The organism is Tsuneonella sp. CC-YZS046, assembly GCF_035581365.1.
Lineage (GTDB): Bacteria > Pseudomonadota > Alphaproteobacteria > Sphingomonadales > Sphingomonadaceae > JAWKXU01.
The window spans coordinates 1,980,001-1,992,266 of the sequence record NZ_CP141590.1 but is presented as its reverse complement, the minus strand read 5'-3'; the positions used below and the strand labels follow the sequence as shown (position 1 = coordinate 1,992,266).

General features: G+C 65.7%; 13 protein-coding genes and 1 other RNA gene (1 of these 14 running past the window's edge). 4 read left to right on the top strand and 10 right to left on the bottom strand.

Annotated features, from left to right (window positions below; all coding sequences use genetic code 11):
* Positions 1–2 precede the first annotated feature (2 nt).
* Positions 3–450, top strand: an RNA gene (gene rnpB, locus U8326_RS09765) — RNase P RNA component class A.
* A gap of 82 nt (positions 451–532) precedes the next feature.
* On the opposite strand, the gene U8326_RS09760 is transcribed toward rnpB, so the two are convergent.
* Complete coding sequence (locus U8326_RS09760; protein WP_324740015.1) at positions 533–1,045, bottom strand: DUF177 domain-containing protein; 513 nt, start codon at positions 1,043–1,045, stop codon at positions 533–535.
* Positions 1,042–1,557, bottom strand: coding sequence for a ubiquinol-cytochrome C chaperone family protein (locus U8326_RS09755; RefSeq protein ID WP_324740013.1), 516 nt, complete (start codon positions 1,555–1,557; stop codon positions 1,042–1,044). The genes U8326_RS09760 and U8326_RS09755 overlap by 4 nt, the downstream gene beginning before the upstream one ends.
* A 158-nt stretch (positions 1,558–1,715) precedes the next feature.
* On the opposite strand from U8326_RS09755, the gene U8326_RS09750 reads away from it, so the two are divergent.
* The 3 genes from U8326_RS09750 to hslU all read left to right on the top strand — a co-directional run bounded on the left by U8326_RS09750 (position 1,716) and on the right by hslU (position 4,111).
* Positions 1,716–2,174, top strand: coding sequence for an outer membrane protein assembly factor BamE (locus tag U8326_RS09750; RefSeq protein ID WP_324740011.1), 459 nt, complete (start codon positions 1,716–1,718; stop codon positions 2,172–2,174).
* Between the two features lie 72 nt (positions 2,175–2,246).
* Positions 2,247–2,804 carry an ATP-dependent protease subunit HslV gene (gene hslV / locus U8326_RS09745; RefSeq protein ID WP_324740009.1) on the top strand — a complete coding sequence of 186 codons (558 nt, stop codon included), beginning with the start codon at positions 2,247–2,249 and terminating at the stop codon, positions 2,802–2,804.
* 5 nt (positions 2,805–2,809) lie between these two features.
* Positions 2,810–4,111, top strand: coding sequence for an ATP-dependent protease ATPase subunit HslU (gene hslU, locus U8326_RS09740; protein ID WP_324740007.1), 1,302 nt, complete (start codon positions 2,810–2,812; stop codon positions 4,109–4,111).
* Positions 4,112–4,123: 12 nt separating this feature from the next.
* Here hslU and U8326_RS09735 read toward each other — a convergent pair whose 3' ends face one another.
* From U8326_RS09735 to U8326_RS09700, 8 genes are all read right to left on the bottom strand, one after another.
* Positions 4,124–4,861, bottom strand: coding sequence for an enoyl-CoA hydratase/isomerase family protein (locus U8326_RS09735; RefSeq protein ID WP_324740006.1), 738 nt, complete (start codon positions 4,859–4,861; stop codon positions 4,124–4,126).
* A gap of 5 nt (positions 4,862–4,866) precedes the next feature.
* Entirely contained in the window at positions 4,867–5,706 is an 840-nt protein-coding gene (gene fghA, locus U8326_RS09730) for an S-formylglutathione hydrolase (RefSeq protein WP_324740005.1), read from the bottom strand.
* A 9-nt stretch (positions 5,707–5,715) separates the two neighbouring features.
* Positions 5,716–6,096 (bottom strand): VOC family protein, encoded by a 381-nt coding sequence (locus U8326_RS09725; RefSeq protein WP_324740004.1) that lies wholly within the window; start codon positions 6,094–6,096, stop codon positions 5,716–5,718.
* Positions 6,097–6,119: 23 nt separating this feature from the next.
* The gene (locus U8326_RS09720) at positions 6,120–7,232 is read right to left on the bottom strand and encodes an S-(hydroxymethyl)glutathione dehydrogenase/class III alcohol dehydrogenase (protein WP_324740003.1); all 1,113 of its coding nucleotides are present in this window, start codon (positions 7,230–7,232) and stop codon (positions 6,120–6,122) included.
* Positions 7,233–7,306: 74 nt separating this feature from the next.
* Positions 7,307–9,136, bottom strand: a complete 1,830-nt coding sequence (locus U8326_RS09715; RefSeq protein ID WP_324743574.1) for an ABC transporter ATP-binding protein/permease — start codon at positions 9,134–9,136, stop codon at positions 7,307–7,309.
* A gap of 70 nt (positions 9,137–9,206) precedes the next feature.
* A complete protein-coding gene (locus U8326_RS09710; RefSeq protein WP_324740002.1) occupies positions 9,207–10,358 on the bottom strand; it encodes a hypothetical protein in 1,152 nt (383 codons plus the stop codon).
* A 16-nt stretch (positions 10,359–10,374) separates the two neighbouring features.
* Positions 10,375–11,901, bottom strand: coding sequence for an oligosaccharide flippase family protein (locus U8326_RS09705; protein WP_324740001.1), 1,527 nt, complete (start codon positions 11,899–11,901; stop codon positions 10,375–10,377).
* A 7-nt stretch (positions 11,902–11,908) separates the two neighbouring features.
* Positions 11,909–12,266: the final stretch of a glycosyltransferase family 2 protein gene (locus tag U8326_RS09700; RefSeq protein ID WP_324740000.1), read on the bottom strand. 635 nt of this gene lie beyond the right edge of the window; the window shows 358 of its 993 coding nt (coding positions 636–993); the start codon falls outside the window, past its right edge; it ends in the stop codon at positions 11,909–11,911.

Sequence of the window (12,266 nt, the reverse complement as noted above, 5' to 3'; positions counted from 1 at the left end):
CGCCAGGGGGCCGGGCGGCCGCGCCCTTCGACAGGCTCGGATGAGCGGGTCGGAGGTCGAGGAAAGTCCGGGCTCCACGAAACGAGGGTGGCGGGTAACGCCCGCCGGGCGAGGCTTTTCGGGGCCGGACCCAGGGAAAGTGCCACAGAGAGCAGACCGCCGATGGCCCACGATCTCCGGATTGCGGGCACAGGCAAGGGTGAAAGGGTGCGGCAAGGGCGCACCGCGCGACTGGCAACAGGAGCGGCATGGCAAACCCCACCCGGAGCAAGACCGAATAGGGGCGGCGCGCCCGCGCAAGCGGGCAGGTTGGTTTCGAACCGGGCCGCCCGGGTTGGTTGCTGGAGCGGCATGGCGACATGCCGCCGAGATGAATGGTCGCCATCGCGCGCTACGTCCGCAAGGAAACGAGCCGCGATACAGAACCCGGCTTACAGGCCCCCTGGCGTATTTTCCTGTGGTGTGGGCAATGGCATGGCGGCGAGCGTTCCGGGTGGCGGGAAGCAGCGTGCCTCGAGGCGGGTCTGGCCCTTCAGTCGCGCTTCTTCAGGGCGGCGAGGGCGGCGAAGGGGCCGCTCGCGGCTTCGTCCAGCAGGCCCTTTTCCTTGCGGACCCGATCCGCATCCGGGCCGGTGGCGAAGGGATCGATCGCCAGGACCAGGCTTTGCGCGATGGCTTCGCCCAGGTCGAACTGGGTTCCGGAATATTCGATCTCGTCGCAATCCTCTTCGGAAAGCTCCACTTCCTCGTCCGGCTGACGCGACGCCTCGGGCACGAAGCGCAGGGCGACCGGCTCGTCGATATGGACCGGCAGGTCTTCCCCGGATACCGCGCAGCTCTGGACGATGTCGGCGCGCATCCGCCCGGCCGCGCCGATCACGGTCCCTTCCACGGAGAGGGAGAGATCGGCTTCCAGCTTCGCGATCGACACGAGGCCGAACCGCCGGGCCAGCGCTTCGCGTTCCCGCGCGTCGGCTTCGATCCGGCGGGCGCCGTCGCCGATCCGCTCGCGATCGACCGGGCGGGAGAATTCGGGCTGGCTCACCGTGCGATGTTCCCCGCGAGAAGCTCTTGCGGATCGGTCGCGGCGATGTCCTGCGCCAGTTTGCGCAATGCGGCGGCAAGGGCGGCGGAATCGGACGGTTCCAGCAGGCTGATATTGCGCGACACGGCTTCGGAAAGCACGCCATCGCCTTGCTCCAGCCCCTCGCGATAGGCGCCGAGCCGCCCGCCCAGCACGGACATCTGGCGGCCGATATGCTTGCCCACCACCACATCGCCCACGCCCGCTTCGCGCAGCTGGCCGTCCATGTCCTCCACGAACAGCTCCGTCAGATAGACCGAAGGCGCCACCAGATCGGGGTCCGATTCCATCCGCACCAGCACCATGGAAAGCACGGCGGTAATCATGTCGAAGCGGCCCGCGACCGTGTCGGCCACCCGGTGCCGGGCATACCATTCCTTCTCGCGCGCGATTTCCACGACACGGTGCCAAAGCGGGCGAAGCGCATCGCGAGGATTGGGCCGGGGACGGAAAAGGCGTGACAATACCGACATAGGGAAGGACCGGAGGCTCCTGCATTCAGCGGCAATTAAACCTGCCGCGTCCACGCGCCATTGCACAGACCGGCAATGGTGCTTAAGGCTCACGCCGATATAGGGGCGATGGCTGCCAAGGCAATCGCCCATGACGGGACAAAGCGGAGATGCAGCGAATGACAGCGATGAAGCTGATGGGGTCCGGGGCGCTGCTCGCGCTGGCCGTATTGGCGGGCGGTTGCCAGGCGATCAAGGACAAGCGCGGCTATCTCGCGGAAGATGTGCTCCTGCAATCGGTCCAGCCCGGCCTCGATAACATGAAATCGGTGGAAGCCACGCTGGGCCGTCCGACCTTCGCCAGCCAGTATGGCCAGCAGAGCTGGTATTATGTGTCGAGCACGACGAGTCGCAGGCCCTTCAGTTCTCCCAAGATCAAGGAGCATTCGGTCTTCACCGTCAATTTCGATTCGGCGGGCAAGGTGATCTCCACCGAAACTTCGGGGATGGAACGGCTCGCCAGGCTCAGCCCGGATGGGAAGAAGACCCCGACGCTGGGCAGGGAGCGTTCCTTCTTCGAGGATCTGTTCGGGAATATCGGCGCGGTGGGCGCGGGCGCGGCCCCCGGCGGCAGCTGATGCCCGCTTGATCCCCGCCTGCTTGAACCCCCCCTGCTTGAACCAGCGCTTTGGCCCTCCCATATCGCCGGCATGAATGACAGCAGGGCAAGCCACGGCCTGATCGAGTGGCACGGCACCACCATCATCGGCGTCAAGAAGGGCGGCAAGACCGTCATCGCCGGCGATGGCCAGGTTTCCATGGGCAATACGGTGATGAAGCCCAATGCCCGCAAGGTCCGGCGGATCGGCGAGGGCAAGGTGATCGCCGGGTTCGCCGGGGCCACGGCGGACGCCTTCACCCTGTTCGAGCGGCTGGAGCGCAAGCTGGAGCAATATAGCGGCCAGCTCATGCGCGCCGCGGTGGAACTCGCCAAGGACTGGCGGACCGACAAATATCTCCGCAATCTGGAAGCGCTGATGATCGTCGCCGATGCGGAGACGATGCTGGTGCTGACCGGCAATGGCGATGTGCTGGAGCCGGAAGCGGGGATCGCCGCGATCGGATCGGGCGGGAATTACGCCCTGGCCGCCGCGCGCGCCGTTTCGGACTATGAAGAGGATGCGGAAACCATCGCGCGCCGCGCCATGGCCGTCGCCGCCGACATCTGTGTGTTCACCAATGACCGCGTGACGGTCGAAACCATTTGAGCCTCATGAACGACAATCTGACTCCCAAGGCGATCGTCGCCGCGCTGGACGAGCACATCATCGGCCAGGCCGAAGCCAAGCGCGCGGTGGCGGTGGCCCTGCGCAACCGCTGGCGCCGCCAGCGCCTGTCCCCCGAATTGCGCGATGAGGTGACGCCCAAGAACATCCTGATGATCGGGCCGACCGGCTGCGGCAAGACCGAGATCAGCCGCCGCCTGGCGAAGCTGGCCGAAGCGCCCTTCGTGAAGGTGGAGGCGACCAAGTTCACCGAGGTCGGCTATGTCGGCCGCGATGTCGAGCAGATCGCGCGCGATCTGGCCGAAGAAGCGATCCGGCTGGAAAAGGACCGCCGCCGCGATGCGGTTCGCGAGGCGGCCTCGCACGCGGCGATGGAACGGCTGCTCAATGCCCTGTGCGGCGAGAGCGCGTCCGAAGCCACCCGCGAGAGCTTCCGCCAGCGCATTGTCCAGAACGCGATGAACGATGTCGAGGTCGAGGTGGAGGTCGAGGACACGCCGTCCATGCCGATGGAGATACCCGGCCTCGGCGGCGGGGTGGGCATGATCAACCTGTCCGACATGATGGGCAAGGCGTTCGGCCGCGCGCCGACCAAGCGGCGCAAGCTCAAGGTGCCGGATGCGTGGGACAAGCTGGTCGACGAGGAATCCGAGAAGCGCATGGATCAGGACGACGTGGCCCGGGTCGCGCTGCAGAATGCGGAAACCAATGGCATCGTCTTTCTGGACGAGATCGACAAGATCGCGGTTTCCGACGTGCGCGGCGGGTCGGTCAGCCGGGAAGGGGTGCAGCGCGATCTGCTGCCGCTGATCGAAGGCACCACGGTTTCCACCAAATACGGGCCGATGAAGACGGACCATGTGCTGTTCATCGCCAGCGGCGCGTTCCACGTCGCCAAGCCGTCCGACATGCTGCCGGAACTGCAGGGCCGCCTGCCGATCCGGGTGGAGCTGCAGGCGCTCACCCGGGATGATTTCGTGGCGATCCTTTCGGATACCCGCGCCAATCTGGTCCAGCAATACAAGGCTCTGATCGAGACGGAGGGCGTGACGCTCGATTTCACGGATGACGCGATCCGCGAGATCGCCTCCATCGCCGCGCAGGTGAATGAGACGGTCGAGAATATCGGCGCCCGGCGCCTGCAGACCGTGATGGAGAAGCTGCTGGAGGAAGTGAGCTTCGATGCGGAGGACCGGCGCGGCGCGACCGTGACGGTGGATGAAGCCTATGTCCGCGAGAAGCTGGCCGGGCTGGCCAGCGATAGCGACCTCAGCCGCTACATCCTCTGATCCGCGGCGCGGCTACCGGCTCTTGCCGTAGCGGATGAAGCTGGCGGCGGCTTCGGCGGTGTCGCAGCATTGCAGGAAATGGCGATTGGCCGCAGCGTCGCTTGCCGCCGCCGGCCCGGCCGGAGCGAAGTAGCGCTTGACCGCTGGGGCGGATTCGGGGGGCAGGGCGGCCAGCTTTTGCGCCAGTTCATGCGCCGCCGCGATGGGGTCGTCCGCCAGTTCGTCCGCGAGCCCCGCCTCGACCGCCTGTTGTCCGTCGAGGATGTCGATCCCCCAGCACAGCCGCCGCGCCCGCGCCTGCCCGGCGCGCAGCACGACGGAATCGATGCCCCAGGCCGGGAACAGGCCGATCGGCACTTCCGGCAGCGACCACTTGGCATCGGGCGCGGTGACGACGATGTCGCAGGAGGTGGCAAGGGTGAAGCCGCCGCCTATCGCGAAGCCGGTCACGGCGGCGATCACCGGGGTTTCCAGATTCCAGATCAGCCGGGCGAGGCGGCCGGATTCGGCCTCGAACGCCTCGCGCCCGGCGGCGTCCATCGCGGCCAGTTCCGAAAGGTCGCTTCCGGCGCAAAACCCCCGGCCGGAGCCGGACAGGACGATCGCGCGTATTCGAGCATCGCCTTCAAGCTGCTGAAGGCACTCGCCCAGTTCCGCCACGAGAAGGGCCGACATCGCATTGCGCTGATCCGGCCGGTCGAGGCTGAGCCTTGCGACCGGGCCGGCGGTTTCGAGGGCAAGCGTTTCCATGCCCCTCAGCGCTTGAGCCGTTCCGCGTGCCAGGCGACGTGGTCCACCATGAAGCTGGAGATGAAGTAATAGGAGTGGTCGTAGCCGTCCTGCATCCGGATGGTCGCGGGAATGCCCGCCTGATCGCAGGCATCGGCCAGCAGCGCGGTCTTGAGCTGTTCTTCCAGAAAATTGTCCGCCGTGCCCTGGTCGACCAGCAGGTCAGGCAGGCGCGCGCCGTCCTCGATCAGCGCGCAGGCGTCATATTCGCGCCAGGCCGCGCGATCCGGCCCGATATAGCCGGTCAGCGCCTTGATGCCCCAGGGGCAGTTCAGCGGGCTGACGATGGGCGCGAAGGCGCTGGTGGAACGGAAGCGGCCGGGGTTGCGCAGGCTGATGGTAAGCGCCCCGTGCCCGCCCATCGAATGGCCGGTGATGCCCTGCCGCGCCATGTCCGCCGGGAAACTTGCGGCGATCAGCTCGGGCAATTCCCGCTCGATATAGCCGCGCATCCGGAAGCTGGTTGCCCACGGTTCCTGCGTGGCGTCCACATAGAAGCCCGCGCCCTTGCCGAAATCGTAAGCCTCGTCATCCGGCACCTCGTTTCCGCGCGGAGAGGTGTCCGGCGCGACGAAGATGATGCCATGCTCGGCGCAGGTCCGGCGATACTCGCCCTTCTCGGTGACATTGGCGTGGGTGCAGGTGAGTCCGGAAAGATACCACAGCACCGGCAGCCGCGAGCCCGGCGCATGGTCGGGCACGAAGACCGAGAAGGTCATCGGCGTGCCGGTCACGGCGGAGGAGTGGGTGTAAACGCCCTGCTCCCCGCCGTGGCTGCGGTTCGTGCTGATTGTCTCGATTGTCACCGGATGCCTTCAGGCCACGCGGTGCAGCGCGCAGAGCTTGTTGCCGTCCGGGTCGCGCAGATAGGCGAGATAGAGCGTGCCGAAGCCGCCTTCGCGGATGCCCGGCGGATCTTCGATCGACTTGCCGCCATTGGCCACGCCCGCATCGTGCCAGGCCTTGGCCTGCTCGGGGTTCGACATGGCAAAGCCGATCGTGCCGCCGTTGGCATGGGTCGCGGAATTGCCGTCGATGGGCTTGGTCACCAGGAAGATGCCGTCATTATGCATATAGATGAGTCGGCCCTTGTCGTCCTCAATCCCGGCATTGGCGCCCAGCGCGCCGAACACTGCGTCGTAGAATTTTCTCGACCGGCTCAAGTCATTGGAACCGACCATCATATGGGAATACATTGCACTCTCTCCTCGGTTGAAATTCAGTAGACCACGACGCTGCGGATGCTCTCACCCGCATGCATCAAGTCGAAGCCCTTGTTGATCTCTTCCAGCGTCAGGACATGGGTAATCATCGGGTCGATCTGGATCTTGCCGTTCATGTACCAGTCCACGATCTTCGGCACATCGGTGCGGCCCTTGGCCCCGCCGAACGCGGTGCCCTTCCACACCCGGCCGGTGACCAGCTGGAACGGGCGGGTGCTGATCTCCTTGCCCGCTTCGGCCACGCCGATGATGATCGATTCGCCCCAGCCGCGGTGGCAGCATTCCAGCGCGGTGCGCATCACTTCGGTGTTGCCGGTGGCGTCGAAGCTGTAGTCCGCGCCGCCGTCGGTCAGTTGCAGCACTTCGGCGATCACGTCGTCGCGGCTCTTGCCCGCGCCGTTGATGAAGTGAGTCATGCCGAACTTGCGGCCCCATTCCTCCCGGTCGGGGTTGAGATCGACGCCGACGATCACATCCGCGCCCACCATCTTCGCACCCTGGATCACATTCAGCCCGATGCCGCCCAGGCCGAAGACGACGACCTTCTCCCCGACCTGGACCTTGGCGGTGTTGACCACGGCCCCGACCCCGGTGGTCACGCCGCAGCCGACATAGCAGCTGGTCTGGAACGGCGCGTCCTCCCGGATCTTCGCCACCGCGATTTCCGGCAGCACGGTGAAGTTGGAGAAGGTCGAGCAGCCCATGTAATGATAGATCGGCTGCCCCTTGTAGGAAAAGCGCGTGGTGCCGTCCGGCATCAGCCCCTTGCCCTGGGTCGCGCGGATCGCGGTGCACAGGTTGGTCTTGCCGGAAAGGCAGGACTTACATTGCCGGCATTCCGGAGTGTAGAGCGGGATCACATGGTCGCCCGGCGCCACGCTGGTCACGCCCGCGCCCACCTCGCGCACGATGCCCGCGCCTTCATGGCCGAGGATCGAGGGGAAGATTCCTTCCGAATCGAAGCCGTCCAGCGTGTAGGCGTCGGTGTGGCAGATTCCCGTCGCCATGATCTCCACCAGTACCTCGCCCGCCTTCGGCCCTTCCAGATCCAGTTCGACGATCTCGAGCGGCTTCTTCGCTTCGAATGCAACGGCGGCGCGGGTCTTCATGCTTCAATATCTCCGGATCGGGATCAGGGGCGTGATGGTCTTTTAGCCGTAGCGGCGGTGCGGGCAAGCCTTGCTCAGGCCGCCGTCTCATGCATCGCTTCGGCATCCGGCTGTTCGCTGGCCTGGCGTGTCCACATTTCGGCATAGAGGCCGTCATGGCGCAGCAGTTCGCCATGGGTTCCGCTTTCCGCCAGGCGCCCCTTGTCCAGCACCAGAATGCGGTCGGCGTCGGCAATGGTCGAGAGGCGGTGGGCGATGGAGATGCTGGTCCGGTCCTTCGAGACTCGATGGAGCGTGGCGAGAATTTCCTGCTCGGTTCTGGTGTCGAGCGCGCTGGTCGCTTCGTCCAGCAGCAGGATCGCGGGATTCTTCACCAGCGTGCGAGCAATCGCGATGCGTTGCTTTTCCCCGCCCGACAATTTGAGCCCGCGCTCCCCAACCTGCGTGGAAAAGCCATCCGGCAGGCTCTGGATGAAAGGCAGGATCGCGGCACCCCGGGCGGCGGCGATGACGTCTTCCTCGCTCGCACCGTCACGGCCATAGGCGATGTTGTAGCCGATCGTGTCGTTGAACAGCACGCTGTCCTGCGGGACAATGCCGATCGCCGCCCGCAAGCTGGCCTGCGTGACTTGGGCAATGTCCTGCCCATCGATCAGGATGCGGCCGGACCACGGATCGTAGAAGCGGAACAGCAGGCGGCCGATAGTCGACTTGCCCGCGCCCGAGGGGCCGACGATGGCGACATGGGTGCCAGCCGGGACCTCGAAGCTCAGCCCGTGCAATATCGTCCGGTCCGGCTCATAGCCGAACACTACATCGTCGAAGACAACGGCCGGGCGCCTTATCAGCAGCGCCGGCGCGCCCGGCGCATCGGCAATCTCGATCTGGGTGTCGATCAGCCGGAACATTTCGGTCATGTCGATCAGCCCTTGGCGGACGGTGCGGTAGACCATGCCGAGCATGTCCAGCGGCCGGAACAGCTGGATCAGGTAGGTGTTGACGAAGACGAGGTCGCCCACGGTCAGCCTGCCCTGGGACCAGCCCCATACCGTATAGCCCATCGCGCCCGCCATCAGCAGATTGACGATCAGCGCCTGCACGACATTGAGCAGGCCGAGGCTGTTCTCGCTCTTGACGGCGGCCTCGGCATAGGCGCGGGCCGCCTGCCCATAGCGTTCCTCCTCGCGCCGTTCGGCTCCGAAATATTTGACGGTTTCGTAATTCAGCAGAGAATCGACGGCGTGGGACAGCGCCTGCCCGTCCAGCTCGTTCATCCGGACCCGCAGCGCGGTGCGCCATTCGGTGATCCAGCGGGTGGCCAGGGCATAGGCGACCACCGCCACGCCAGTCGCCAGGACAAGGCCCCAGCCGAACTGCAGGTAGAAGATCACCGCGACCGCGATCAGCTCCACGACGGTCGGGGCAATATTGAACAGCAGGAAGTAGAGCATGACGTCGATGCTCTTGGTTCCGCGTTCGATCACCTTGGTCACTTCGCCGGTGCGGCGGGCGAGATGGAAGCGCAGGCTGAGGCTGTGCAACCGGGCGAACACGTCTTCCGCCAGCGCGCGCGCGGCATCCTGGCCGACCCGCTCGAACACCATGTTGCGCAGATTGTCGAAAGCGACCGAAGTGAAGCGGCCCAGCGCGTAGGCGAGCACCAGCGCCAGCGCGACCATCATCGCCTCGTTGCTGGCGGTGGTCATCGTGTCGACCGCCCGCTTGTAGGCGAAGGGCAGGGCGAGCATCACGGCCTTGCCCGCCAGCACCAGCATGATGGCTCCGATTATTCGCTGCTTGAGAGCGGGATTTCCTTCGGGCCAGAGATAGGGGAAGAAGCGCCGCAAGGCGCGCCAGCCGTCTTCGCCGCCGGCATTCTTTCCGTCTGTCGTATCGGGGGACATCCCTGCCATTTAGGGATGCGGGCGCCAAACCGGAAGGTGGGATGTGCGCGCCATTGGAAGCGGCGGCCGGTCAGGCCGCCAGCAATCCGGCCCGGATCAGGCTGTCTGCCAGCGCCTTGTCCTGCTGGAAGCGGTCGCTGTCGAAGGCGGCCTCTTCCCAGCGGTCGTATTTCCAGTTGTTCGAAATGCCCTTGATGTGACGATATTCGAATTCCCCGGACAATGTGCGATTGTATTTCGAGCCGAACAGATTGTGGACGGACCAGCTCTCGCGTTTCGCCCGGCGCGGATCGGGCACGATGCACCATTTTGGCGGGCATATTTCCTGCTCCCGCCGGTCGCGGAAGGTGAAGTCCGCATGGCGGCAATCCCTGGCGGAAACCGGCCTTGGCCCCGCGGTGCAGATCCATGCGCCCGGAAACTTGATGAAGCGCGCGCGCGATTCTTCGGTCGCCGCGAAGATCGACCTGCCGCAGCTCGACAGCACCAGCTCGTCGATGTCGGCGTTCAGCACGCTGCGCGCTTCCAGCAGGAAGCGGAAACGCGCGTGCTGGAGCGAGCCGGTCTGGCAGAAATCGGAATCCCACGGCGTTTCCTGCCCGTTGACCGCGCCCGCCAGCCCGCCTTGCGGCCCGTATTTGAACGGCCAGTGGACGACGTGAATTGCGATTGCGGGAAATGCGCTGCGCAATTCGCCCTGCAATTCTTCCGCGGAGTAATCGGTGGAGGCGTTGTCGTAGATCAATACCCCGTCGGCCTTATGCTCGGCCACGTAGAAGCCGATCCAGTCCACGATCCAGCGGATCGCGTTGTTCCTGGAAAGGGTGTGGATCACCCGGCAGCCCGCGAACAGGTGCGAGAGATTGGGCTGGACCTCGAGGTCGAAACGGCCGAGCGGGTTGTCGAGCAGGATGCGGTCGCTTTCCTCGCGAAGCCAGATCTCGCCCCGCTTGTCGCGTCCGACATGCTCGGCCCTGCGCCATGGCCAGCGGAACTTGCCGCGCAGCGCCGGGCTTTGCTTCAGCGGATCGAGCAGGTTGAAGAAGGGCGGGCCTTGAAACACGATATGCCGGCCCACGCGATACACGTCATAGAACAGGGTATCCCAGTCATATTGCTCGGCATAGGCCGTGTTGCGCAGTTCGGGCGGGCGCGGGGAATCGCGCCGGATATGGGATTCGGGAGCAATGGCGCAGGGTGAAAGGGCGGCGATCGCGGTCATCTGTTCCGGTAATCTTTCAACGGGGCGCGGTGGCGGGGAGGCGCAGGAAGCGGCCGAGCGGCAGGGTGGCGGCAATGGCCAGGAACTCGTTCAGCGCCGGATGGCGCAGCAGGATCAGCGCGCCGAACCAGGTGAATGCCCCGGCGATGACCGATGCGGCCAGCGCGCCGAAGCCGATCTGCGACGGGGATGCCCACAGCAGATATGTCAGCGCGAGCGGGATCAGCGCGCTTGCTGTCGCCAGCCCGCTTTTCGCATAGATCCGCAGCAGGGCGCGCGCATCGAACTGCACCACGCCATGCATGAAGCGGACGTAGATGCACAGCCACAGCACGCCGTAGACCAGCCGGGAAGCGGCCGCTCCCTCCACGCCCCACAGGCAACCGATCGCCAGCAGGATGATCGAGAGCGCGGTATCCAGCAGGTTGAGCGCGATCAGCCGGTTGAGCTTGCCGACGACGATCGGCAATTCGCTGACCAGCGGCAGGGCAATCAGCATGATCTCGGTCACCGCGATCATGGCCAGCAGCGGCGCGGTCTCGATCCAGACCTCACCGTAGAGAATGCGGATGATCGGTTCGGATGCCAGCGCGAGGCCGGCCATGCCCGGCCAGATCACCGCCGAGTAGCCCGCGCATACCCGCAGATAAGCCGGGCCGAGCGGCTCTCCCCGGTCGCGAATGCGGGCAAAGGCCGGAAAGAAGACGCTTCCGATAGCGCCCGAGATCAAGGTGCGGAACTGATCCGACAGGCTGACCGCCCGGCTGTAGAGGCCCACCGCGAACAGGCCCAGCAGCTTGCCGACGATGAGGTCCGGGGTGCGGGTGCCGAGCGCGCCGGTCACATAGAGCACGCTGGTCCGCGCGCCGAAATTGATCACTTGCCCCAGGCCGTCGAGCCGGAGCGGCAAGGGCAGGCAAGGGCGCAGCGCCTGGGCGATCAATCCCCGCGCGAGCGAGGCGGCGATCATCGCCCAGGCCAGCGCGAAGGAGGAATAGCCCGCCGCCGCCAGGGCAACGGCCACCCCGCCTTGCGCGACCGCGCCGCCGACATTCACGGCGAAGTGGCCGCGGAACTGCATGGTGCGGGCCATCAGGGCCAGGGGCACTACCGAAAGCGGGACGAAGAGATAGCTGCCGGCGACCACGAGGAGAATCGGCGCCAGCGCCGGCTGGCCATAGAGCTTTGCCATCGGCCAGCTCGTGATGGCGATGATCGAGGCGATGATGAGGGAGAAGAGGAAGGCGACCGAGCTGCATCGCGCGATTTCCTCGCGGTTCAGCACCGGCAGGCCGGAAATATAGCGCGACAGGCCGAAGTCCTGCAGCACGGCCACCAGCAGCGCTGCGGCCAGGCTGATGGAGAACAGGCCCACTTCGGCCGGGGTCAGGAAATAGCGCGATATGATGACGGAAGCCGCGAACTGGACCCCGAAGGATATGTATTGGCCCGCCATCGCCCATACGGCCGCGCCGCGCACGCTCATCGCCGCCGGTTCCCGCTCGACCGGTTCAGGGGTTTCGGTGGGGGTCGCGCGAGTCACCCGTTTCTCAATTCGTCGCCAGGGTGGTTGCCAGCGCGATTGCCCTGGCGGGTTCGCCGAAGCGCAGGAGGCGGGCGACCGTGCGCCACATTCCATCGCGCGATCCGCCTTCCCGAATATGCTGGAGCACGATGTCGAACCCTTCATCGCGCAGGCCGCTGCGCGAATAGAGGATGCCGGGGGCCACCCGGGATCGCACCCATCGCGACACGCCTTCCCGGCCGAACAGCCGGTCCAGCTCTTCGAGCGGAGGAAGCTCTCGCAGGTGTTCGGTCGGATCGGGCCTGCCCGCCTGCCGTTCCTTGAAAGCCAGCAGCGCCACGGCCGCGCCGATCTGCTGCTCGGTCGCATAGCGGCTGGAAACC